The organism is Polyangium fumosum (assembly GCF_005144585.1).
Lineage (GTDB): Bacteria > Myxococcota_A > Polyangia > Polyangiales > Polyangiaceae > Polyangium > Polyangium fumosum.
The window spans coordinates 244,098-267,274 of the sequence record NZ_SSMQ01000006.1 but is presented as its reverse complement, the minus strand read 5'-3'; the positions used below and the strand labels follow the sequence as shown (position 1 = coordinate 267,274).

Below are 23,177 nucleotides of genomic sequence, written 5' to 3'. Positions count from 1 at the left end.
CGCCGATCTTGGCCGATACTCGCGGAGTGATGCCTCCCGATCGGCTCCGCGTCGTCGTCGGCCTCGCGGTCGCGCTCGGGCTGGCCGTGCTGCTCGCGCAGCCGAAGGTGAAGGCGCTCGAGCAGCGCTTCGGCGTCACCGTCCTCATCTCCGCGGGCGTGCCGTTCCTCGCGATGGGCGCGATCTTCTCGCTCGACAGCGTGGGAATTCTGACGCCCCAGGTCCTCCTCGACCTCAAGCCCGCGTTCGAGTTCGGCCTCGGCTGGGTCGGGTTTGTCGTGGGCTTGCACTTCGACGTGCGCAAGCTCGACGCGCTGCCGGCGTCGCTCGGCCCCGTCATCGTCCTCGAGTCCGTCGTCCCCATGCTCACGACCGCGGGCCTCTGCGCCATGGCGCTGCTCGGCATGGGCGTGCCTTGGGAGCGGAACGCCTTCGCGCGGGATGCGCTCGTGCTCGCGGCCTGCGCGGCTCCGAGCGCGCCGATCAGCATGGAGATCTGGGAGCGCCGCGTCGGTCGCAAGGCCGCGCGCATGATCGACGAGGTCACGAGCCTCGACGAGGTCACGGGCCTCGCGCTCCTCGGCGTCATCGCGATCCTCTTCCGTCCGGAGAACGACACGACGCGCTGGGTCTTGCCGTCATCGGCGTGGTTGCTCCTGACGCTCGGCCTCGGCGGCGTGCTCGGCATCGTGACGTACGTCCTCCTGCGCGGCGCGCACAACGCGGCCGAGGAGCTCACGCTCTTGCTCGGCGCGGTGGCGCTCTCGGCGGGCGTCGCCGGGTACCTCGCGCTGAGCGTCCCCGTCGTCTGCGCGATCGCGGGCGCCCTGCTCGCGAACCTCCCGATCCGTGATCTCGAAGGCTTGAAGAAGACGCTGCTCGACGTCGAGCGCCCGATCTACCTGATCTTCCTCCTCGTCGTCGGCGCGACATGGCGGCCGCTCGAATGGCAGGGCTGGCTCCTCGCGACGGCGTTCGTCCTCGCACGCGTCGCGGGCAAACGTCTCGGCGCGATCTGGTCGAAGCGCGTGGGGCCGAAGGAGCTGCCGAGCGCGGGCATGCTGGCGCTCGCGCTCGCGCCGCAGAGCCCGAGCTCCATCGTCCTCATGGTCAGCGCGGCGACCCTGTACCACGGGTACGGACTCGAGCGTGTTCGATGGGTCATCAACGCCGTCATCATCGGCGGCGTGCTCACCGAGGTCGTGGTGCGGATCCTCGAATGGCGGCGCCGGCGCGTCGGCGTGGATCTCACGCCGATTCCCCCCACGCGCGTGCTGCCGCCGGATCCGCCGAAGCCGCAGGCCGACGCGGCGCCTGTCCTCTCGACGACGCCGACGACGCCGGAGGGAAGCGCGTGATCCGCGCGGCGATCGTCCTCGCGCTCGTCGCCGGCATCTCCTTTGCTGCGCGATCCTTCTTGCCCGCAGATGCCACGATCACGGGCTCGGGTGCGGCGTTCGCGTTCGGCTTTCTGCTGATCGCGGCGATGCAGACGGGGCACATCTTCCACGACCTCCGGCTGCCGCACCTCACGGGCTTCATCCTCTGCGGCGCGCTCTTTGGCCCCGAGGTCCTCCGTCTCATCACGCCGTCGATGCTCGGCGACCTCACGCTCGTGAAGAAGGTCGCGGTTGGGCTCATCGCGTTGAACGCTGGATGCGAGCTCAACTTCGCGCGCCTCCGCCCGAAGATCCGCAGCATCGGCCTTGTTTCGATCTTCGGCCTGCTCACCGAGTTCATCCTGCTCTTCGGGCTCTTCGCGTTCGTCCTCGGGCGTATCGAGTTCACCGCGGACATGACCTCGGCGCAGCGCCTCGCGGTCGCGCTCATCTGCTCCACTGTGCTCTGCGCGCTCTCGCCCGCCGTCGTGATGGGCATCCTCAAGGAGACGCGCGCGACCGGTCCGCTCAGCGAGATGTGCCTCTCGATCGTGGTCCTCGCGGATCTCGCGGTCGTCGTGGCCTTCTCCTTCACCGAGTCCGTGGCGCACGCCGTGTTCCCCGCGACGGCGAGCGGCGCGGGCCAGAGCTCGATCTTCGGCGCGCTCGCGGTGCACATCTTCGGCTCCATCGCGACGGGCATCGGCGTCGGGCTCGTCGCGGCGCTCTACATTCGCCGCGTCGGCCAGCGCATCGGCCTCTTCGTCTTCGCCGTCCTCTTCGTTGTCGCCGAGATCGGCGGTGCGCTGCACCTCGACCCGCTGCTCGTCGGCCTCTCGGCCGGCCTCTTCCTCGAGAACATCAGCCCTGTCAGCGGCCACGAGGTCATCCACGAGACCGAGGTCGCGGCGATGCCCACGTTCGCCGTCTTTTTCGCGGTCGTCGGCGCCGAGGTGCACCTGCACGCCTTCTTCTCGGTCGCGCCCTATGCGGCCGTGGCAGCGCTCACCCGCGCGGCGGGCATCTTCGTCGGCGCGCGCTTCGGCGCTCGCGTGGCGAAGGTCGAGCCCGCGGTCGCGGCCCGCGTTCCCTTCGGCATGTTCCCGCAGGCCGGCGTCGCCATCGGCCTCGCGAACCTCGTCGCGAGCTCGTTCAAGCCCTGGGGCCAGGGTGCGGCGACGCTCATCCTCGGCACGATCGTCATCAACGAGATGATCGGTCCCGTCCTCTTCCGCATGGCCCTCGCGCGCGCCGGCGAGATCGGCAAGAAGCGCGAAGGCAGCCTCCTCGATCTCCCCTCGCACGCCCCCACGCCCGAGGCTGACGTCGAGGCCACGTGACGCGCGGTTCGCGCGCGTGGCCTTTGCAGCGAGCTTCCTTGTAACATCGGAGCTGGAGGACAAGAGGGTGACGAGCGCATTCGATCCGGGCCCTTCGGGCGACACGTTCCCGTGCGGCCAGTGTGGCGCGAAGCTCGGCTACGACGCGGGCACGCAGGCCATGAAGTGCCCTTATTGCGGCTTCCAGCAGGCCGTTCCCCAGGCGGGCGGGGGCCACGTCCGTGAGATCCCGATCGAAGAGGGCATGCGCCTCGCCGCGCGTGGGTACGGCACGCCGGTCGCGCAGGTGAGCTGCCGCGAGTGCGGCGCGACCGTCAACGTCCCGCCCGGCGAGCAGACCGCGACGTGCACCTTCTGTCGATCGCACCAGGTCCTCGCGCAGCAGTCCGCGGGCACGGCGATCCGCCCCGAGTCCGTCGTGCCTTTCAAGGTCGACAAGAACAGCGCGAATCATCGCTTCGACGAGTGGATCGGCTCGCTCTGGTTCCGCCCGAACGACCTCAAGAAGATGGCCAAGGTCGAGGGGTTTGCCGGCGTGTACGTCCCGTACTGGACGTTCGACGCGCGCGTGGACTCGTCGTGGACCGCCGAGGCCGGCTACCATTATTACGAGACCGAAACATATACGGACGAGCAGGGCAACCGGCAAACGCGGCAGGTGCAGAAGACGCGCTGGGAGTCCGCGCGTGGCCGTCGCACCGACACCTTCGACGACGTGATCGTGTGCGCCTCGAAGGGCCTGCCCGAGAACCTCGGAGACAGCTTCCGCACCTTCAACACCGGCGAGCTCACGCCCTATCGCCCCGAGTTCCTCGCTGGCTGGCGCGCCGAATCTTACGCGATCGATCTCATGCCCGCGTGGGACACGGGGCAAACGATCATGGGCTCGACCCAGTGGAGCCGCTGCCGGAGCGACGTCCCGGGGGACGAGCAACGCAACCTGCACGTCGACAACCACTTCTCGCGCGTGACCTTCAAGCACGTGCTCTTGCCCGTGTGGATCGCGGCCTATCGGTACCAGGACAAGCCCTACCAGTTCCTCGTGAACGGACAGACCGGCGAGGTGATCGGGAAGGCGCCGTATTCGTTCTGGAAGATCTTCTTCTTCGTCCTGTTCCTGATCGCCGTCGTCGCGGGCATCGCCGTCGTCGTGAATGGCCAGAAGTCGAAGGGCTCCTCGTCGTCGGACACGCGCACGCCCGCGAGCTTGCCCGCGAAGGCCCCTTCGCGAAGCGGTCGTTAGGTTCTTCTCTCCGCACCTTCGGCCACGCTCGCCGCTTGCAATCGCGGGCCAAAGGGGCACGCTCTCCGGCCATGCGATCGATCCGTCCTCCTCTTCGATGGCGCCGCGTGCGAGCCGCGGCGCTCCTCGCCTCCGCGCTCGCGTTCACCGCGCCGCTCGCCCTGTCCGCGTTCGTCGCGACCGCTCACGCCGAGCAGAAGGCCGAGATCAAAGTCCCGTTCGAGAAGTACAAGCTGTCGAACGGCCTCACCGTGATCCTGCACGAGGATCACGCGCTGCCGCTTGTCGTGGTGAACACGATGGTGAAGGTGGGCTCGCGCTTCGAGGAGCCGAAGCGCACGGGCTTCGCGCATCTCTTCGAACACCTCATGTTCATGGGCACGCGCCGCGCACCACCCAAGATGTTCGACACGTGGATGGAGTCCGAGGGCGGCTGGAACAACGCGTGGACGAGCGAGGACCGCACGGACTACTTCGACGTCGGCCCCGCGCACACGCTGAAGCTCTTGCTCTGGCTCGAAGCCGATCGCTTCTCCTCGCTCGCCGATGAGATGACGAAGGAGAAGCTCGACGTGCAGCGCGAGGTCGTGCGCAACGAGCGGCGGCAGCGCACGGAGAACGAGCCTTACGGCAAGGTCGAGCTGCGCCTCCCCGAGCTGCTCTTCCCCGCGGATCATCCCTACCACCACCCCGTGATCGGCTCGCACGAGGACCTGCAGGCCGCGACGGTGGACGACGTGAAGGGCTTCTTCAAGCGCTGGTACGTCCCAAACAACGCCTCGCTCGTCGTCGCGGGTGATTTCTCGCCGGCCGAGATCAAGCCGATCCTCGAGAAGTGGTTCGGCTCGATCCCGTCATCACCCTTGCCCGCGGCGCCGCAGGCGAAGCCCGTCAAGCTCGACAAGGTCGTGCGCGAGACGCTCACGGACAAGGTGGAGCTCGGCAAGGTCGTGATGGCCTGGCACAGCCCCGCGCGGTACGCGCCCGGCGACGCGGAGCTCGACCTGCTCAGCGTGATCCTCACAGACGGCAAGGCGAGCCGGCTCTACAAGGCGCTCGTCTACGACAACCCCGTCGCGCAGGAAGTGTCGGCGTACCAAGCGTCCGGTGATCTCGGCTCATACTTCGTCGTCGAGGCCATCGCGCGTCCGGGCGTGACCCTCGAACAGCTCGAAGCCGCGATCGACAAGGAGCTCACGAAGATCACGAGCGAGGCCGCGAGCCAGGCGGAGATCGTGCGGGCGAAGAACCAGTACGAGACGGGCTTCGTCTCGCGCCTGCAGTCGGTCACCGCGCGCGCCTCGATGCTGAACCAGTACGAGACGTACGTCGGGGATCCGGGCTTCGCCGAGAAGGATCTCGCCCGCTACCGCGGGGTCACGCCGGAGTCGCTCCAGCGGACCGCGAAGAGCACCCTCGACCTGAACGGCCGTGTGATCATCCGCGTCGAGCCCGAGAAGAAGCCTGCCGGAGGTGCCCCGTGAGGTTTGCCAAGACGTCGGCCTTCCTTTCGCTCGTCGCGCTCACGGCCCTCGCCGCGTGCGGCGCCGAGCCCCAGGTCCAGCCGGTCGATCCGACGAAGAAGGAATCGACCCCGCCCGTCGCCGAGGCGAAGCCCACGCCGCCCGCGGTGGACCTTCTCGGCCCCAAGCCGGAGCTCCCGGCAAGCCGTCCGTTCACACCTCCCGCCGTCGAGACGTTCACGACCAAGAACGGCCTCTCGGTGTGGCTGGTCGAGAAGCACGGCTTGCCGCTCGTGTCGGCAGTGCTCGTCGTGCGCGGCGGGTCCTCGGCCGATCCGGCGAACCTGCCCGGCCTGATGCACATCACGACCGACATGCTCGACGAGGGCGCCGGCAAGCGCAGCGCCGTCGAGGTGTCGAGCGGCATCCACGATCTCGGCGCGACGCTCGCGCTCGGCACGAGCGCCGACGCGAGCGTCCTCTCGCTCACCGTGTTGAAGAACAACTTCAACGCGGCGTTCGGCATCTTCTCGGACGTCGTCGCGCGGCCGCACTTCGACGCGAAGGAGTGGAAGCGCGTCTCGGAGCTCTGGCAGAACAACCTGAAGAAGCGGTCCGACGAGCCGATGAGCGTCTCGCGCGTGATCAACGCCGCGGTGCTCTTCGGCCCGGAGACGCCCTACGGCCACCCCGCAGACGGCTCGCTCGAAGCGGCGGCGAAGCTCGATCTGAAGGCCGTGAAGAGCTTCTACAAGGAGAGCTTCCGCCCCGATCGCGCGGTGCTCGTCGTGGCCGGCGACATCTCCCGCAAGGAGGTGACGGACATCGTCGACGCGCAGCTCGGCGCCTGGAAAGCGCCGCCCGCGAAGGCCGCGCCGAAGGAGTTCCCAGGGCCGCGCGCAGCCTCGGCGCGCCCAAAGCTCGTGCTTGTCGATCGACCCGGCGCGCCGCAGTCCGTCATCGCGGTCGTGCGGGACGGCGTGGCCGCGAGTGATCCCGTGCTCCCGCGGCTCGAGCTCATCAACACGGCGCTCGGCGGCTCGTTCACGTCGCGCCTCAATATGAACCTGCGCGAGGAGCATCATTGGGCGTACGGCGCAGGTTCGACGTTCCAGGAGAGCCGCAACAAGGGCGGGTTCTGGGCCATCGCCTCGGTCGAGACGCCCGCGACCGGCGTCGCGCTGAAGGAGATGCTGAGCGAGCTTTCGAAGATGGCGTCTTCGGGGCCGACGGCGGAGGAGCTGGACAAGGCGAAGGCGCAGGATCGAGCCGACCTCATGCAGACCTACGAGACCGTGAGCGGCACGGCGCGCAGGCTCGCGACGCTGGCGCGGCTCGGGCTCCCGCCCGGTCACGACAGCGAGGCGACCCGCGCACGACAGAGCGCGACGCTCGCGGAGGTCACGGCGCTCGCGAAGTCGCACGTGGATCCGACCTCTGCGACGGTGATCGTCGTGGGCCCGCGCGAGGCTGTCGGGCCGCAGCTCGCGACGCTTGGCCTCGGCGAGCCCGAGTCATGGGATCCGGAGGGCAAGCCGGCGAATGCCGCCGCGAAGCCCGAGGCGAAGCCTGCAGACAAACCGGCGGCGAAGCCTGCGGACAAACCCGGCGTGAAGAAGGGCAAGTAGGAGAAGGCGCGAGGCGGGGAAACCCAAAGGCCCGGTCGACAGAGCGTCGGCCGGGCCTTTTTCGTTCACGGCACGGTCGGGACGAAGTCGACCGGGCTCGTCGGGGCGCCGTCGTGCAGGACGCCGTTGCCGTACCAGTACACGAAGCGCGGCTGCGGGACGTTGTCGATGAGGACCTCGAGGCGGAGGATCGCGCCGGGCGTCGTGCTGATCTCGATGGCGTCGATGTCCACGCCCGTATCGACGTGCATGTCGACCGTCCCCTGAGCCTCGCGGATGTTCACGTGATCGGCGCCTTCGAGATCGTCGGTCGTGACGGCGTCGATCGTCGAGCTCGTGTCGACCGACATGAAGATGTCCATCGGGCAAACCACGCCGGAATAGTTCGTGTCGCAGGTCGTCCAGATCCGGTACACGCCGCTCGAGTAGTACTCGACGAACACCCCCACGCCGTCGCCCGGGACCGCGTCGAGCTGAACATCGGTCTCGATGCTCATCTCCATCGGCTGCTCCGGGGGCCGGCCATCGTCGATGATCACCGTCTCGTCATCGTCGTCGTCGACGATGATGCATCCCGTCGTGCTGCTCCCCAGGCCGACACAGGCGACGAGCCCGAGAACCGCCGGCCACACCGTCAGTGAACCAAGCTTCACGTTGCGTAGAAAAGAAGGCATCGGACGTGCTCCTGTTCGGGGGTTTCGCAAGAGGCGAGCCAAGCTCCGCGAGCTACCGCCCTCGCCGAGACGGCGAGGACGAGCGAGACGGCGAGGACGAGCGAGACGGCGAGGACGAGCGAGACGGCGAGACCGAAGGCCGCGAGGGCGAAACCGACGGGCGCGAGGGCGAAACCGAAGGCCGCGAGGGCGACGTCGAAGGCCGCGACGGCGAGGCCGACGGACGCGATTCCGTCGAGGGACGCGACTCGGTCGCGGGCCGCGAGGGCTTCGGCGAGGAGACGGCCGGCCTCGAAGGCGAAACCGCGGGGCGCGACGGCGAGGCGCTCGGCGTGGAGACCTCGCCGCGGCCGCCGCGCGGCTCACGCGGGCTGACGTCGCCGCGCGGGCTGCGATCGACGTGCACGCCGCGACCCTCGGCATGCCCGCCCTGGGCCCTGGAAACGGACGGCGAAGCGACGAGCCCGCGCGACGGCGCCGGCATCGCCTTCGCTTGTGCGGTCGTGCTGCGACGCGAATAAGCGGCCGCGCGCGCGTCGGGCGCCGAGCGTTTTTCCGGGGCGGCACCGGACGGGATCTTCGCCTCGGCGAGCGAGGGCGAAGCCGGGCGATACGACGAACGCGCGTGCGCGCCGCCTCCGCCCGCCGTGGGTTGGGCCGGGCGATACGGCCGCGAATGCGCGCCGATGCGGCGGACGATGTCGCGATCCCGCACGACGTACGTGTGCACGTGGCGGTGGAACACGTAACTCGACGGGCAGAACACGAACGCGGACGACGGCGTCACCCACACGTTCACCGCGGAGCCGCCGAACCAGTACCAGGACGGCGCCATCGGAGCCCAGCCGACGTACCCATAATCCGTCATGCGCCACGTGACCCACGCGGGCGCATACACGCGGCCCGGGATCCAGCCCCAGCCGCGGCCGCCGATCCAGGTCCAGCGACCGTAATGGAACGGGATGTAGCCCCAGTCGTAATCGCTGACCCACATCCAGTTGCTGTCGGTGTCGAGCTCCCAGCGGCCGGCCGTCTGATACGGCGCGAAGTCAGCGCCGACGACGGTGGCGCTCGGCACCCAGACCGTGCCGTACGTGGAATCGTCCACCCACGTGCCGTAGGCCGCGAGTGGCTCGCGGAAATCGCTGAGCGCGGCGGGATCCGTGTCGACGTATTCGTCACCCGACACCGTCACGCTGACTTGCGCGTCCACGGCTTGCGTGGGCTGAAAGCGGTCGGTGTTCGGGGCTGCGGCCTCCTCGGGCGCGTCGCTCGTCCAGCCCTGCGGCAGGCCCGCGGGTGTATCCGCTTGGACAGCCAGAGGTGTGAACGAAAGTGCGGCCGCGAGGAGCGACAGCGCGAGGGAAGTGAAGCGACGCCCTGGCAAGGCGGGCCGGGGCGCGGGTCGATCGGTGCGGGGCGACGTCTCGGCAAAGCGCATGGCGTTCATGATGATGGGACCTCGTCGAAGCAGTTGCCAGAGCGGAAGCGCTCGTCGCTACGGTCTTGCAAGCGTCGTTCCGCGCCGTGATCCCTTGGACGGGCCAGGGCCCGGATCGTTTCCGCGCCTCGTGATCCCGGCGCGAGATGCGCCCCCGGGGTCGGGACGCGAACCGGATTGCGCGGGATCTTCGATGGGATGCAGGTCCCAGTTCCAACGGGCCCGGCAGTGCATGTAAGGTGGCCCCGTGCGTGCACGGCAAGGATGGGCAGGGCTCTTCGCGTTTGCGACGGGCTTTTCCCTCGCGGGCTCCTCTTCGGCCCAGGTAAACAAGGCCCGTCTCGACGAGGGCATCCGCATCGACCAGCTCCAGCCGGCCTCGCCGGAGAGCCCCTTCCTCCGTGCGCTCGGGCCTCACGAGAAGGGCACGAACACCATCGAGTTCGCGTTCGGCCTGTCGTTCGACTACGGCATGGGGCTGCTCAAGGCCGTCACGATCGACGGGCAAGGCGGCGAAACCATCGCGGCGACGCCGGTCCAGAACGCACTTCTCGCGCACGTCGGCGGCTCGATCACGCCGCTGCCCTGGCTCACGGTTGATCTCGCGCTCCCCGTCGGGCTCTTCCTGAACGGCGACCTCCAAGAGTCGCTCGACAGGTACGGCGTCATCATCCGTCAGCCCGAGACGTTCGGCGTCGGTGATCTCCGCGCGGGTCTGCATTTCCGTCCCGTCGATACGAAGGCGTTCACGTTCGTTGCAGGTGCAAGGTTCTGGGCGCCGGTCGGATCGACGGCGTCGTTCCTCTCGGACAAGAGGCTTCGTGCTGAGGTCGATCTCGGCGTCGCGAGCGAGAAGGGCTCGTTCCGATGGGGGTGCACGGCCTTCGTCTCGCCCTTGTTCTTCATCGACGTGGCCGGCTCAGACGGGGAGCGGATCGCGCTCGCTTGCGCCGCGCAGCTCCGGGCCGCGTCGTTCCTGTGGGTCGGGCTCGAGCCGAGCTTCGCGATGTTCAACCAGACGCACGCGTCCGTGGAGGAGGGCAAGGATCCGCCGAGCTCGATCGACCTGCAGATCGAGCCGCTCGCGTCGGTGCGCATGGCGTTCGGCGGGATGCAGGTCGGCTTGAGCGGCGGGCCGGGGTTTGGCGGCGCCGCGGGCGCGCCGGGCTTCCGCGGGGTCCTGAGCCTCGCGTACGTCGGCGGCGGCAAACCCAAGCCGATGGCGCCGAAGGGACCGTCGGATCGCGACCTCGACAAGATCCCCGACGCCGAAGACGCCTGCCCCGACGCGGCCGGACCCGACAACGCGGATCCGAAGGAGCGTGGTTGCCCGTCGACCGACAAGGACGGCGACGGCATCCGCGACGAAGAGGACGCTTGCCCGCAGAGCCCGGGCGTCAAACACGCGAGCGCCGAGGCGAACGGTTGTCCCGACGTCGACAACGATCAGCTCCCGGAGCCCGTGGACAAGTGCCCGACCGAGCCGGGTCCCGCGCCCGAGGGCTGCCCCAAGTACGCGCGGCTCAAGGGTGAATCGTTCGAGATCAAACCGCCGATCAAGTTCAGCACGGGCGATCAGCTCACGCCCGAGGGGCAGGCGGCGCTCGAGGAGATCGCGGCGACGATGCGCGCGAACCCGAAGATCGAGCAGGTCAGCGTCTCGCTCGGCACGAAGGGCGTGAGCGCGGATCTGAGCGATCGGCGGGCGCAGGCGATCATCTTCGTCCTGCGGTCGGGCAGCCTCGACTCGAACCGTTACGAGCTCGTCCTGCGCGACGACCTGCGTGCGGGCACGGTGCAGGCGCGCATCATCAAGTAACCATGACCCGAGCCAAAGCAGCGTTGTCCCGTGGCGCGCTCGCGCTCGTCGCGGCGGCTGCTTTCTTCGGACACGCGCGTGCGCTTGGCGCGAACTTCGTCTTCGACGATCGCGGGGCGATCCAGGAGAACCCGGTCGTGCAGGGCGACCTCGATCTCGGGGCGCTCTTCAGCACGGACTTTTGGGGGCGGCCGCCGGGCGAGGGGCCGGGGACGTGGCGCCCGCTCGTGGTGCTGTCGTTCTGGCTGAACAAACACGTCACGGGCGGGTTTCACGAGACGAACCTCGTGTTGCACGCGGCGACGTCGGTGGTGCTCGCGCTCGCGCTCGCGCGGCACACGGGGCGGACCACGTTCGCCGTCGTCGCGGCGATGGTGTTCGGCGTGCTCGGGATCCACACGGAGGCGGTGGTGGGGCTCGTGGGGCGCGCGGACGTGATGGCGGCTGGATTTTGCTGGCTCGCGTGGTTCGTCGCGGGACGCGCGGACGAGGCGGAAACGCCTCGAAGCGTGATCGGCGCGGCGCTCGCGTTCGCGGGGGCGCTCGCATCCAAGGAATCGGCGATCGTCTTTCCGCTGTTCCTATTTCTCGCGGATCGGATCCTCTCGCCGCCGGGGCGCGCGCCGCGGCTCCTTTCAGCGCGGTACGGTTCTCTCGTCGCCGCGGCGGGCGTGGTGATCGTGGTGCGAAGCCTGGCCTTCGCGTCGCCGCTCGCCGCGGTCGCGCGTGAGCTTCAAGCAAACCCGCTGCTCGCCGAGGGATGGGGGCCGCGGATCTGGACGTCGCTGCGGCTGTTCGGCATGGCGCTCGGCAAGATCGTCCTGCCCGTGGGTTTGTCAGCGGACTACTCGTACGCCGCGATTCTCCCGGAGCACAGCCCGTTTGTCCTGCCCGTCTTCGCGTCCGCGCTCGCGCTCGTGGGCCTCGTCGCCCTGGCGATCCGCCTGCGCCGGCGGGAGCCCTTGCTCGCGCTCGCCGCCGTGATGGTGCTTGTTCCGTGGATCGTCGTGAGCCAGTTGCCCTTCGTGCTCCCGACGATCTTCGCCGAGCGGCTGCTGTACGTGCCGGCCGCGGGGTTTGCGCTCGGGATCGCGCGGCTCGCCGAGTGGATGCTGGAGCGAACGCCCGGTGCGCTCGTGGTGCCCGCGGCCTCCGCAGGGAAGGGCAAGAAACGCGCGGCGCAGAAACCCCCGAAGGTGAATCCGGCGCACGTGCGCTCGTTCGTGCTCGTGCTCGCGCCCGTGATGCTCGGCAACCTGGCCCTCGCGTGGAGCCGCGCTGCGGACTGGAAGAACGAGCGGACGCTGTTCGAGGCGGCGATCGAGGTCGTACCGAGGTCGGCGCGGGCGCATCACAACTACGGCTCGGCGCTGCTCAACGAGGGCAAGTCGGCCGCGTCGATCCGGCCGTTCGAGCGTGCCTCCGAGATCCTGCCGACGTGGTCCGAGCCGCACGCGCAGCTCGGCGTGGCGCTGCTCGACGTGGGTCGCGCGCGCGAGGCCGAGGAGCAGTTCCGCAAGGCCGTCGAGCTTGATCCCGACTCGACGAAGGCCGTCTTCAACCTCGCGGTCTTCCAGGCGCGCCAGGGCCAGCTCGACGCGGCGCGGGCGACCCTCGCGCCCTTCGTCGAGCGTCACCCGAACCGAACCCGCGAGGCCGCGTTGCTCCGTCAAATCGAGGCGGATCTGCGATCTCCGCAGCGCCCCTGACACCTCACTCGTCGTCGTCCCAGCTCCGTCGCGTCGCGCCCGCGTCGCCCTCGGGCTGCGGCGTCTCGTCCGTCGGGCTCGAGGCCCTGCGCAGCCGCGCGAGCTCGGCCTCCGCCATCGAGAGCCGGCGATCGGCCTCGCGCAGACGCACGCTCACCACGCGCAAGACGCCCATCGCGATCTCGGCCGTGTCGTGCACCGCGGCGCTGAAGTCCTCGCCCGATACGCGCAGGAGCTCCACGGGTTCGAGGCTCACCGCGGTCGCCGCGCGGGGCTCGCGATCGATGATCGATGTCTCGCCGAAGACCTCGTTCGCCCCGAGCCGCACGACTTCCTTGCCCTCGACGCGCAAGCTGACCGAGCCCGAGATGATGAAGTAGAGCGCGGCGCCGGAGTCCCCTTGCCGGAAGATCACCTCGCCACGCGGCAGGCCGAGGACCTCCGAGGTCCGCGCGAGCCCGACGAGCTCCTCGCCCGAGATCTTCGAGAGGATCGGGACACGCTGCAAAAAGAGCACTTTTTCGATCGTCGTGTACATGCCGTCTCCCGCCTCGATCGCGCTTCGCCCCGTCCTCGCCCAGTACGCAGCCCACCGCGCGACGACCCGATCCGGATCCTTCACGAGGGCCTGGAGTTTTTCCTCCGCGCCTGCAGCCCGCGTCTCGACCACCGCGATCGCCGCGGCCTCGCGCACGAGCGGATCGGGCGCGTCGAGCGCGAGGATCACGTCCTTCGCGCACGCCTCGATCCGGTGCACCGCGACCGCTTCAAGCACGAGCGCGGCGCGGTAAGGGTCGTTCGACTGGAGCTCGGACCGCACGAAGGTCACGACGTCGTCCGTGCTCGGATGCGCGCCGCCGCGCGGCAGCCCGTCGGCGAGCTCGAGGTAGCGCTCGAACAACGCGACGAGCCGCGCGCCGCGCCGGCGATCGAGCAGCGATTCGAGCACCTCGAAGGCGTTCGCCCGGAGCGAACGATCCTTGCCGAAGACGTGCGTCCGCACGCCGGCCACGACGTCGCGCGGGTAGACGAGCTCGCAGAGGCGCAGGATCCGAATGAGGCCCTTGCGCAAGCGGCGTTCGACGTGCGCGTCGAGCAGCGGGCGTGCGAGGCGCGGGCGCACGAGGAGGTAGGCGTCCCGCTCGCGCTCGTGGGCGTGCGCCTCTCGCTCGATGCGCTCGCGGATCGGCTCGAGCGGCGCAGGCGGCGCGCCGAGCGCGAGGCGCAGCCGCGAGGCCGACGCGAGCACCTTCTGCCGCACCCGATCGTCCGGCTCGTCCACCCGATCGAGCAGCGCGGCGAGCGCGGCGCTCGTGCCGATCCGTGACAGAAGACGGGGGATCGCGAGCCGCACGACCTCGTTCGCGTTCGGATCCGAGAGCGTCGTCACGAGCCGCGGGATGGCGCGATCGCCGAGCGCCACGATCGCGTTCGACGCGGCCTTCCCCAGCGTGTGATCGGCGAGCGAGCCTTCGAGGAGCGGCAGGAGCTTCGGCGCGGCCACCGTCGCGGAGGCCGAGAGCGCGGCCTTCCGCACGGCCGGGTCGGTGTCGGAGAGCAGCCGCGCGACGGCCCGTTCGAGCTGCGGTTGTCCTACCAAACCGAGCACGCGTGCCGCCGTCACGCGCTCGGCCGGGTCCTCGCTGTCGAGCAGATCCCGGAGCCTCGGCGCGCCTTCCAGCATGCCGCCGAGCCCGCCGTGCCGGAGCAGCGCCGCGATCGACGCGGCCCGCACGGCGTCGTCGCCTCCTCGCGTCGCGAGCGCGCAGAGCTCTTCATGCGCGTCCTCGCCGAGCGCGTTGGCGAGCAGCTCCACTGCGATGCCTCGGACCTCGGGATCGGAATCCTCGAGCCGCTCGCGGGCCAGCGCCGCGGCCTCGGGGTGCCCCACCGCGCGTGACGTCCGGAGCGCCGCGGCCCGCACGCGCGCCGAGACGTGCCGCGTGAGCGCGGGCAGCGCCTCGCGGACGCGCGCCGGATCGAGCTGCCGCAGCCGATCGAGGGCGAAGAGCACCTGCGGCGCGTCGAGGCTCGACAGCGCCCCGGCCAGCGCGGCCACGGCCCTTCCGCCGCGCTGGGGCATCTCCGGCGTGAGCTTGCCGCGGAGCAGCGTCCCCTGCATCGCCTCCACGTAGCCGCGCCGCACGACGAGCAGGAGCGGCAGGATCGTGAGGCCCAGCGGGAGCGTCACGTACCCGAGCTTCGCCGCGGCCGTGATGAGCGAAGCTCCCGGCTGCGCCTCGCTCGCCGAGGGGCTGAACGCGAGCAAGAGCGCCGCGCCGACGCCGCAGCCGAGGGGCTTCATGATCGCGGACGCCAGCGTCCGCACCCGATCCCGGAGCGCCGCGGGGAAGGGGAAGAACAGGATCTGCAGCGTCACGTCGAAGATCGAGAACTGCAGCGCGTTGTCGCTCGCCTTGAGCACCGCCGCGAGCGGCATCGAGGGGAAGGCGAGGAGCAAGACCGTGCTCGCGACGAACGCGACGGGCATCGTCGCCGCGCCTCCGAGCACGCCCGCGCGATCGAGCATCCGGGGCGTGACGACGAGCTGGACGAAGAGCCCGATCATCCCGATCGCGCCGTAAAACGTGCCCATGAACCGCGCGAGCGAGTCGCGGTCCGGGTACGACGTGCGGGCGATCGCCTTGAACTGGTAATCGCCGACCGTGAGGATCGTGTAGACGACCAGGATCGTCACGGCGAGGGCGCCGACGTAGCGCGAGTTCAAGAGGGGCGTTTGTTCCTGCTGCTGCGCGCTCGCTCGATCATCGGCGCGGCTCCGCGAGGCCGTGCCGTGCCTTCGCGCGGTGATGCGGCAGAGGAGCGCCACGCCGAGCAGCGCCGCGACGAGCACGAAGATGAGGTTCTCCGCGCCGATGATCGGCGCGATCGCGCCGGCCCCGAGGCCCGAGACGACCGTGCCCGCGATGTGCCCGGCGCCGATCAGCCCGAAGATGCGCCGGGCGCTGCGCGCGTCGTAGAGGTCCTGCGCGATGCTCCAGGCGAGCATGCCGGTCAGGTTCGCGATGACGTCGGCCCAGATCGCGAAGATCAGATACGCGGCGCCGATGTCCTCGCCGATGAGCACGCGGAGCAGGACGTAACTCGCGGCCGCGCCGATCGCGAACACCGCGCCAAAGCGCGCGCGCGGCAGCTTCCGGAGCCCGCGCTCGTAGCCGAAGGCCACGACGGCCGAGACCACGCCGTACGCCATCCACATCGGCGCGATCCACGTGACGGGAAAACGCGTCAGGAAGAGCGCGTCCCGCGCAGTGCGGCCGACGACGAGCAGCAGCGCGGACAGGAAGAGCAACGTCGACAGGAGCGCGACGCGCTCGATCTCGGCGCGGTTGAGGGCGATGCCGAGGAGCGACGACGCGGCTGCGTGGCGCGCCTTGTCCCGGTTCGTCGCGACGGTCCCCGGGTTCGGGCCGTCGTTCGGCAAGGACGTCGATGCGGTCGGGGCGGGGGGGTCGGCCACGTGGCGTGAAAGGGTAGTATACCGTAGCGAGACGGTCGCCTTGGTAGGCCATGGTGGGCGCCCGGCTCCGAATGTCGGGAGGCGCCCGAGCCCGCCCGCTCGTGTCGTGGACGGCCAGGCCTAGACCGCAGCGGCCGCGGATACGTTTTTCAGGACGAACGGGCGCGCCGTGGCTTCAATAATGCCAGGGGAAGCGCTTGTAATCGGGTTTGCGCTTTTCCAGGAACGCGTCGCGGCCTTCTTCGGCCTCGTCGGTGCCGTAGGCGAGCCGCGTCGCCTCGCCGGCGAAGAGCTGCTGCCCCACGAGGCCCTCGTCGGGGAGGTTGAAGCCGTATTTCAGCATTCGCATCGCGGTCGGGCTCTTGCCGTTGATGAGCGCGCCCCATTCGAGCGCCACCTTCTCCAGGTCCTCGTGCGGCACGACGGCGTTCACCATCCCCATCGCCGCGGCCTGCTCTGCGGTGTAATCGAGGCCGAGGAAGAAGATCTCCCGCGCCTTCTTCTGGCCGATCTGCCGCGCCAGGAGCGCCGATCCGTAGCCGCTGTCGAAGCTCGCCACGTCGGGATCCGTCTGCTTGAACCGCGCGTGCTCCCGGCTCGCGAGCGTCATGTCGCAGACGACGTGCAAGCTGTGCCCGCCCCCGACCGCCCAGCCCGGCACGACCGCGATCACGACCTTCGGCATGAAACGAATGAGCCGCTGCACTTCCAGGATGTGCAACCGCCCGAGGCGCGCCGCGTCGACCTCGCCGGCCTCGTCGCCCTCGTATTTGTACCCGTCCTTGCCGCGAATTCGTTGATCGCCGCCCGAACAGAAGGCCCAGCCGCCGTCCTTCGGCGAGGGGCCGTTGCCCGTGATGAGCACGCAGCCCACGTCCGCCGTGGTCCGCGCGTGCTCGAGCGCCGTGTACAGCTCGTCCACCGTCTTCGGCCGAAACGCGTTGCGCACCTCGGGCCGATGGAACGCGATACGCACGGTGCCCTGGTCCACGGCGCGGTGGTAGGTGATGTCCGTGAACGAAAAACCCGGCACCTCGCGCCAGCGCGCGGGATCGAAGATCGCTGAGACGGTCATGGAATCGAGCCTCCTCGCGGCCGCGACCCTACACGCCCCCCGCGGCATCCGCCACAGGCGCTCGTGCGCGTTGCCAACTTGTCACGCGCGCCCCATCCGTCCGGCCAACTCGTCACGCGCGGCGGGCTCCGTCCGGATGGAATCGGCCTCGCGCCGCAGGATTTGCCCCGTGGCACGAGCTGTGCTCAAACACGCAGGATGGATACAGGTTCGTCGGGTCTTCGGGGACCTTCGTTCGGGAGGCGGCGCGTGTTGCGAGGCGCATGGACGGCGTTATGGGTCGCGGCGGGGTGGCTGACGAGCGGCGCGGCGGAGGCGCAGACAGTGGCGCTCCAGACGCAGCAGCCGGTCATCCGGAGCCCCGCGTCGCTACGCCTCACGACCCAGTGGGACATCAACCGAGAGGAGTGCCTGAACCCCGACGAGACCTTCACCTTCAACCTCACGTTCACGGGGTTCACGAGCTCGTATTCGTTCGAGGTATGGGGGACGACGACGGCGGGGATCGATTGCACGGATCCGATGCAACGGACGGGCCCCACGGCGCAATGCTTCAAGCTCAATCCATCGGAGATCCCGCAGGCGAACCCGGTGAACAACACGGGGCAGGTCGTGATGACGGCGGGGGACATGGTGGCCGTCGATCCGGACCCCGACGTCAAGGCGTGCGCAGAGAAAAACGTCACGGGGGCGGAGAAGGCGATCACGGTGTTTTTCATGCTCTTCGGCAGCGGATCCGTGGTCAGCAACGTGAAATGGACGAGCTCGAAGCTCGACCTCTGGGGGCCCGGCATGCCCACGGAGGTGTCCGTGACGCAGGGCGACGGGAGTTTTGAAGTCGTGTACAAGCGCCCCTTGGACACCGATTACGCGGGCGTTGCCGTGTACTGCGCCAAAGGAAACGTCCTCATCCCTGGAGGGGAGACCGGCAGCGGTGGCGCAGGCGGGAGCGGCGGCGCGGGCGGGAGCGGTGGCGCAGGCGGGAGCGGTGGCGCAGGCGGGAGCGGCGGCGCGACGTGCACGAGCCCGTTCGTGGCGGGGCAGCGCCCCGATCCCGCGTGGGAGCCTTGCAGCGAATCGAATATCGTCAAGGATCTGGAGAATGGCGTCGAATACGCGATCGCCGTGGCGGCGACGGATACGCGCGGCAATGTCGGGCCGCTGTCGGACGTGCAATGCGTGGCGCCCATTCCGGTCGACGATTTCTTCGAGGTCTACCGTGATCTCGGCGGCACGGGCGGCGGCTTGTGCTCCGTCTCGGCGTTGCCTGCGTCCCGAACCGCGGGGCTCTTCGGCGGTGCGCTCGCCGCCTGCGCGGTCGCGCTCGGGCTGCGTCGGTGCAGGCGAACGGAGAGACGCGGGCGCAGCGCGGGGAACGAGGGGGCGTCGTGATGCGGACAAGGATGCTCGTATCGGCGCTCGTCGGGATCGCGGCGCTCTTCGCGGCCGAGGGCGCGGAGGCGCAAACGAGGCGGATCCGCGATTCGAACTGGCGGCAAAGCGAACGCGGCAGCGTGCAGCAAGGCAGCCCCCAGCGGTTCGCCCTCGAGATCCGCTTCGGCCTGTATTATCCGGCCGTCGACGAGGAGTTCGGCGGCACCGGCCCATACAGCAAGTTCTTCGGCGACAAGGGCCGGTTCCATTTCGGCGCCGAGTTCGATTGGCAAGCGCTGCGCATTCCCTTCGTCGGATCCCTCGGCCCCGGGGTCGGCCTCGGCTACACCTCCGCGACGGGCAAGGCGTTCCGCGAGGGGACGTACGACGCGGCCGATGGCGCCTATTATTACGACGATCGGCGCGTCGGCGAGACCTCGCTCACCATCCTCCCGATGCACGTCTCGGCCGTGCTCCGCCTCGACGAGCTCTTTCGCCGCACGGGGATCCCGCTCATTCCTTATGGCAAGATCGGCTTCGGCACGGGCCTCTGGTGGGTCGACGTCGGCGAGGAGACGGCTGAGGTCGGGACCGACGACGACGCGATCAAGGGCATCGGATTGAGCTACGGCGTGCACTGGGCGGTCGGCGGCATGCTCGCGCTCGATTGGCTCGGACGCCGCTCCATGGCCGCGCTCGATCAAGAGTCGGGGATCAACCATGTGCACATCTTCGGCGAGTGGACGAACCACAACCTCGGCCTCGGCGCGAATCAGATGAAGGTCGGCACCTCGACCTGGACCGTGGGTCTCACATTCGAGATGTGAACCGCCTCAAGGGGTTTCGAGGGCCCCGGGCGTATAGGTGAACGGTGTTCCGTTCGCGGGATCGACGAGCCCCTCGGTGTACGCCTTGATCTTGGCGTCGCCGAGGAGCTCGGACCAATGGCGGAAACGCGCTCGGGCGCGGCCAATCTCAGGCGTCTCGAGGGACCAGGCCCTCGCGCGGAGCAAGGCATCTGCGTAATGGCGGACGAGGGGGCCCTCGGCCTCCTGGAGCCAGTTTTCCCGCGCGGCTTGGAACATCTCCTCGCGCCTGCGGCGGAGCTCCTCCGACATGGAGATGAGGTTTGGATTCCCGCTCGTCGCGGCCTTGGTGAGCAAATCTTCCTCCTTGTCGCTGTAGAGGTTCACGCGCGGCGGCTCGGCGCCCGCGAGGCGCTGGCGCACGACGTCGTGGAGGGCGGCTTGCTGAATGCGTGCGCGGATGGAAAGGACGCGGGGCTCCGCGCGCGCCGCGAGCGGCTCGAGTTCGCCGCTGAGCGTGTGGGCGAGGGCGAAATCGTCGTCGTACGCCTTCTTGACCTCGATGAGGTTGCCGGCATAAGGCTCGATGGCCCGATCGATATCGAGCCGCCGCGGAATCCTCTTCACGATCGCGGCATAGACGCAGGCAGGGTCGTCCTCGGCCTTGTCGGGCGGGCACGCGGTGTCCGGAGACGTGGCCTCGGGGCCGGGATCCGCGGCGGCGGAGGCGCTCGGGAGGACCTCGGGCGCCACGCGAACCTGCGGCGAGCTTGGCGCGGGGGGCGCGGGTGAGCCGCAGGCCGTGGCGGCGGTCGTGAGCGCGGAGAGGAGGAAGGAGCGTCGCACGATGGATCGAGTCTACAGCTTGACGCCGCGCGCGTGCTGGGGGAACGGATTTTCGTGGGCAGCGATCTCTACGACGTGAGCGTTCGATCGTACCGGGAGTGGACGCGCGACGAGGCCGAGCGGCGCGCCCTCGCGTTCGGGCCGAACATCGAGACGGCGGCGAGCTTCTTCGACGAGGCCGGGCCTTTCGTCGAGGCACGATTTCACGTGAAGAGCATTCACCCGGACGCGCCGGTCTCCTGGGATCACGGCTTCGTGGTCCGGCTCTTCGACGAGGCCGTGCTGGCATGCGAGGCGCCCGCGGGCGAGACGTTCGGCTACGAGCTCACGCCTCTCGCCCGGGAGAACAAGACCCTCTGGAAGATGAACCTCGAGTTCGACAGGAAGAAAAAGCTCCCCGTCTTCGTGGTGGAGGTGCAGGCGAAGCAGAGCGGCAGTGGGCGCAATCGCAATCCGATCGGGGATACGGCGGAGTTCGTCGCGTTCTTGCCGAAGCGGTATGCGCCGAACATCTCGAAGCTCGGGTTTTTCGCGTCGCGCGCATGGAGTGGGCCGACCTGGCGGGAATGTGAAGACGATCCGAGGACGAAACGCCGGCGGTTCGCGCAGGTGTTCCCGGTTCGCCGCTCGTTTGTCCTCGGAACGTCGCTGGAATCTGCGATTGGCCTCGCGCCCCGCGCCGAGGGCGGCGTGTACGTGCTCACCCCGCTCTTGCTCGCCGCGGTGTCGCGGAATGGTGAGGTCACGCCGGTGTTCGAGGTCGGCGCGGTGAGCGGGGGCGCCGTCGCGAAATCGATGGCCGTGGACGGCGCGGGGAACCTCTGGATCGGCACGGCCAAGGGATTGCTCCTGCGCGAGCGCTCGGGCGAGGTGACACGGTTCGGGGCCAAGCACGGGATCAAGAGCGCGGTCGGCGTTGCGATCACGCCGGATGGGCGGGTCTTGGCCGGAGGAAAGGACGGGCTTTTCGTCCGCAAGGAGGCGGGAGGGTCGTGGTCGCTCGTCCATCCGGACCTCGAGGGCGAGGACATTCGCTCCGTGCGTGCCGGCGAGGACGGCACGATATGGGCGACCGGCCTCCGCTACGTGTGGAGGGTTCGTCCGGATGGAACCCTCGACAAACTGGGCGGTCGGCAGGGCATCGGCAGCCTCCGGCATGTGATTCCGCTCCCGGACGGCTCGGCCTGGGTCATTCCCACCCTCGGAGCCGTCGTCCGCATCGCCGCGACCACCCCGAGCGCGACGCCTTGCCCGATCGCGCAGAATCTGGCCCCCGAGGGGGTTTGGGAGGGGGTCGTCACGAACAACGGCGCCTCGCTTCTCGTCACGAGTGCGGCGCACGTCCTCCGGTTTGGGGAGGGCGAGGCGCCGCGGTGCTTCGTTTTCGAGAATACCTGCGAGGCGCTTCGCGAGGAGAGGATATGGGTCCCCTACGTGTGTCTTTCTCACGAGGGGGACGTGTTCATCGCGACGGCGATGGGGCTCTCGATCGTGCGGGCCGAGGACCTCGCCGCGGCAACGCAGACGACGCCGCTCAATGCGGATCTGCCCCATTTCTTGCAGATCGAGCCGATTGCGCTGCAGCCGGGGAGCCCGGGTGCGTCGGTCGGGCCGGTCGTCGATTTCAAGGGCAAGACCGTCGTGCTGACGGGCACGCTGGGGACGATGATGCGCGCCGAGGCCGAGAAGCTGCTGGTGGCGCACGGCGCGGTGCTCTCGGATTCGGTCGGGAAGAAGACCGATTACTTGATTGCAGGGGCCAAGGCCGGGAGCAAGCTGGCGAAGGCCGAGCAGCTCGGCGTCAAGGTGCTCGCGGAGGACGTGCTCGTCGCTTTGAAAGAGGGAAAGACGGCGCCGGCCGCGAAGGCCGAGGCAACCGAGGCGAAGCCCGCGAAGGCGCCGCCTCGAAGGGACGCGGCCGATCTCGCGCGGCTGTTCCCGCTCTCCGATCAGCCCGGCGCGCCCACGGGAAACCTCGAGCATGGCCTCATGCGCAGCGTCGCGGCGTCGAGTGAGGCCATGACGAAGGAGCGGTGGAAGAAGCTCCTCGCCAAACACAAAAAATTCCTGGATGCCGGCGGCGCGGGCGGCGTGTTCCATTCGCTGGAGGCGAGTGGTATGGTATTGGCCGTGTATGCCGGCGCGTCCGAGGGCAAACGGGACGATCAGGCGAGCTTGCAAAGGCAAAAGCTCCCGCCCGACTTCGACGCGAAAAAGGCGCACCTGCCCTGGGCGAGCGGCTGCAGCATGATCGCGGAGAAGGTGGATTTCTCCGGCGCGAACCTCTCCCACGGCAATTACACCGACGCGTTCATGGCCGGCGCGCGTTTCGACGGCGCGAACCTCGCGAGGTCGGATTTTTCGCGCACGGACTTCACGGGCGCGAGCTTTCGCGACGCGGATCTCTCGGGCGCCGACTTCGAGTGCGCCGATCTGCGGGGCGCGGACTTCACGGGCGCGAAGCTCGTCGGCGCGCGTTTCCCCGGCGCGAAGCTCGACGGCGTGATCGTCTGATTCAGGGCTCGACGAAAAATTTGGGCGCTTCGATTCGCTCGCCTTTGCAACGGGGGCAGCGGCTCGGGCGCCCGAACGCGCGTCGATCCTCGAAGACATACCCACAGCCGAGGCAGGTCGCGGGGCTCACGCCGAGGGCGCTGCCCTGCCCGGCGAGCGAGCGGGCGACGTGTTCGAGGTGGGCGAGCACGTCTTTCTCGCGCAGCCCGAGCGTGACGGAGAGCGCGCGCGCCGTGGATCGCCCGGATCGTAATGCTTCGAGGAGCGCCTGCCGCGTGGTCTCGGCGCGCTCTTTGGGGACGGGCGGCTCCTTTTCCTTCATGATACGACAATTCTACAGGAAGAGCGCACGGAAGGCACGGCCCTCCGCAGGGCGGGCGCCGAG

The 23,177-nt window shown here is 69.2% G+C and carries 16 protein-coding genes; 10 read left to right on the top strand and 6 right to left on the bottom strand.

The genetic code is table 11. From position 1 onward, the window contains the following. Window positions 1-29 precede the first annotated feature (29 nt). From E8A74_RS08570 to E8A74_RS08550, 5 genes are all read left to right on the top strand, one after another. Window positions 30-1,358 carry a cation:proton antiporter gene (locus E8A74_RS08570; protein WP_170228965.1) on the top strand — a complete coding sequence of 443 codons (1,329 nt, stop codon included), beginning with the start codon at window positions 30-32 and terminating at the stop codon, window positions 1,356-1,358. After that, complete coding sequence (locus E8A74_RS08565; RefSeq protein WP_136928448.1) at window positions 1,355-2,719, top strand: cation:proton antiporter; 1,365 nt, start codon at window positions 1,355-1,357, stop codon at window positions 2,717-2,719. Before E8A74_RS08570 ends, E8A74_RS08565 begins: the two co-directional genes overlap by 4 nt. A 67-nt stretch (window positions 2,720-2,786) precedes the next feature. Then, a complete protein-coding gene (locus E8A74_RS08560) occupies window positions 2,787-3,962 on the top strand; it encodes a TFIIB-type zinc ribbon-containing protein (protein WP_136928447.1) in 1,176 nt (391 codons plus the stop codon). A gap of 71 nt (window positions 3,963-4,033) precedes the next feature. Then, the gene (locus E8A74_RS08555) at window positions 4,034-5,446 is read left to right on the top strand and encodes a M16 family metallopeptidase (protein WP_136928446.1); all 1,413 of its coding nucleotides are present in this window, start codon (window positions 4,034-4,036) and stop codon (window positions 5,444-5,446) included. After that, the gene (locus tag E8A74_RS08550; RefSeq protein WP_136928445.1) at window positions 5,443-7,053 is read left to right on the top strand and encodes a M16 family metallopeptidase; all 1,611 of its coding nucleotides are present in this window, start codon (window positions 5,443-5,445) and stop codon (window positions 7,051-7,053) included. The genes E8A74_RS08555 and E8A74_RS08550 overlap by 4 nt, the downstream gene beginning before the upstream one ends. A 65-nt stretch (window positions 7,054-7,118) precedes the next feature. On the opposite strand, the gene E8A74_RS08545 is transcribed toward E8A74_RS08550, so the two are convergent. Together E8A74_RS08545 and E8A74_RS08540 are read right to left on the bottom strand one after the other, a co-directional pair. Further along, window positions 7,119-7,727: a hypothetical protein gene (locus E8A74_RS08545; protein WP_136928444.1), complete on the bottom strand. Its 609-nt coding sequence runs from the start codon at window positions 7,725-7,727 to the stop codon at window positions 7,119-7,121. 52 nt (window positions 7,728-7,779) lie between these two features. Then, on the bottom strand, window positions 7,780-9,177 hold the full coding sequence (locus E8A74_RS08540) for a DUF6600 domain-containing protein (protein WP_136928443.1): 1,398 nt from the start codon (window positions 9,175-9,177) through the stop codon (window positions 7,780-7,782). A 238-nt stretch (window positions 9,178-9,415) separates the two neighbouring features. Here E8A74_RS08540 and E8A74_RS08535 point away from each other — a divergent pair, with 238 nt between their 5' ends. Both E8A74_RS08535 and E8A74_RS08530 read left to right on the top strand, forming a co-directional pair. Continuing rightward, window positions 9,416-10,987 carry a thrombospondin type 3 repeat-containing protein gene (locus E8A74_RS08535; RefSeq protein ID WP_136928442.1) on the top strand — a complete coding sequence of 524 codons (1,572 nt, stop codon included), beginning with the start codon at window positions 9,416-9,418 and terminating at the stop codon, window positions 10,985-10,987. Window positions 10,988-10,989: 2 nt separating this feature from the next. After that, window positions 10,990-12,696, top strand: a complete 1,707-nt coding sequence (locus tag E8A74_RS08530; protein WP_136928441.1) for a tetratricopeptide repeat protein — start codon at window positions 10,990-10,992, stop codon at window positions 12,694-12,696. Window positions 12,697-12,700: 4 nt separating this feature from the next. Here the strand turns inward: E8A74_RS08530 and E8A74_RS08525 are convergent, their stop codons facing one another. Together E8A74_RS08525 and E8A74_RS08520 are read right to left on the bottom strand one after the other, a co-directional pair. Continuing rightward, window positions 12,701-16,177: an Npt1/Npt2 family nucleotide transporter gene (locus E8A74_RS08525; RefSeq protein ID WP_136928440.1), complete on the bottom strand. Its 3,477-nt coding sequence runs from the start codon at window positions 16,175-16,177 to the stop codon at window positions 12,701-12,703. 175 nt (window positions 16,178-16,352) lie between these two features. Then, window positions 16,353-17,252, bottom strand: a complete 900-nt coding sequence (locus E8A74_RS08520; RefSeq protein WP_136928439.1) for a 1,4-dihydroxy-2-naphthoyl-CoA synthase — start codon at window positions 17,250-17,252, stop codon at window positions 16,353-16,355. 249 nt (window positions 17,253-17,501) lie between these two features. Between E8A74_RS08520 and E8A74_RS08515 the strand changes: the two genes are divergently transcribed. After that, a complete protein-coding gene (locus E8A74_RS08515) occupies window positions 17,502-18,644 on the top strand; it encodes a hypothetical protein (RefSeq protein ID WP_136928438.1) in 1,143 nt (380 codons plus the stop codon). Next, window positions 18,644-19,453, top strand: a complete 810-nt coding sequence (locus E8A74_RS08510; RefSeq protein WP_136928481.1) for an MXAN_2562 family outer membrane beta-barrel protein — start codon at window positions 18,644-18,646, stop codon at window positions 19,451-19,453. The genes E8A74_RS08515 and E8A74_RS08510 overlap by 1 nt, the downstream gene beginning before the upstream one ends. A gap of 6 nt (window positions 19,454-19,459) precedes the next feature. On the opposite strand, the gene E8A74_RS08505 is transcribed toward E8A74_RS08510, so the two are convergent. Beyond that, window positions 19,460-20,278, bottom strand: a complete 819-nt coding sequence (locus E8A74_RS08505; RefSeq protein WP_136928437.1) for a hypothetical protein — start codon at window positions 20,276-20,278, stop codon at window positions 19,460-19,462. A 54-nt stretch (window positions 20,279-20,332) separates the two neighbouring features. On the opposite strand from E8A74_RS08505, the gene E8A74_RS08500 reads away from it, so the two are divergent. Next, the gene (locus E8A74_RS08500) at window positions 20,333-22,792 is read left to right on the top strand and encodes a pentapeptide repeat-containing protein (RefSeq protein ID WP_136928436.1); all 2,460 of its coding nucleotides are present in this window, start codon (window positions 20,333-20,335) and stop codon (window positions 22,790-22,792) included. A gap of 1 nt (window position 22,793) precedes the next feature. On the opposite strand, the gene E8A74_RS08495 is transcribed toward E8A74_RS08500, so the two are convergent. Further along, window positions 22,794-23,114, bottom strand: a complete 321-nt coding sequence (locus E8A74_RS08495) for a transcriptional regulator (protein ID WP_232379442.1) — start codon at window positions 23,112-23,114, stop codon at window positions 22,794-22,796. Between the last annotated feature and the right edge of the window lie 63 nt (window positions 23,115-23,177).

Coding starts and splice junctions, on each gene's coding strand:
- E8A74_RS08570 (WP_170228965.1), top strand. CDS start 30: ATGCCTCCCGATCGGCTCCGCGTCGTCGTCGGCCTCGCGGTCGCGCTC.
- E8A74_RS08555 (WP_136928446.1), top strand. CDS start 4,034: ATGCGATCGATCCGTCCTCCTCTTCGATGGCGCCGCGTGCGAGCCGCG.
- E8A74_RS08545 (WP_136928444.1), bottom strand. CDS start 7,727: ATGCCTTCTTTTCTACGCAACGTGAAGCTTGGTTCACTGACGGTGTGG.
- E8A74_RS08540 (WP_136928443.1), bottom strand. CDS start 9,177: ATGAACGCCATGCGCTTTGCCGAGACGTCGCCCCGCACCGATCGACCC.
- E8A74_RS08530 (WP_136928441.1), top strand. CDS start 10,990: ATGACCCGAGCCAAAGCAGCGTTGTCCCGTGGCGCGCTCGCGCTCGTC.
- E8A74_RS08520 (WP_136928439.1), bottom strand. CDS start 17,252: ATGACCGTCTCAGCGATCTTCGATCCCGCGCGCTGGCGCGAGGTGCCG.
- E8A74_RS08510 (WP_136928481.1), top strand. CDS start 18,644: ATGCGGACAAGGATGCTCGTATCGGCGCTCGTCGGGATCGCGGCGCTC.
- E8A74_RS08495 (WP_232379442.1), bottom strand. CDS start 23,114: ATGAAGGAAAAGGAGCCGCCCGTCCCCAAAGAGCGCGCCGAGACCACG.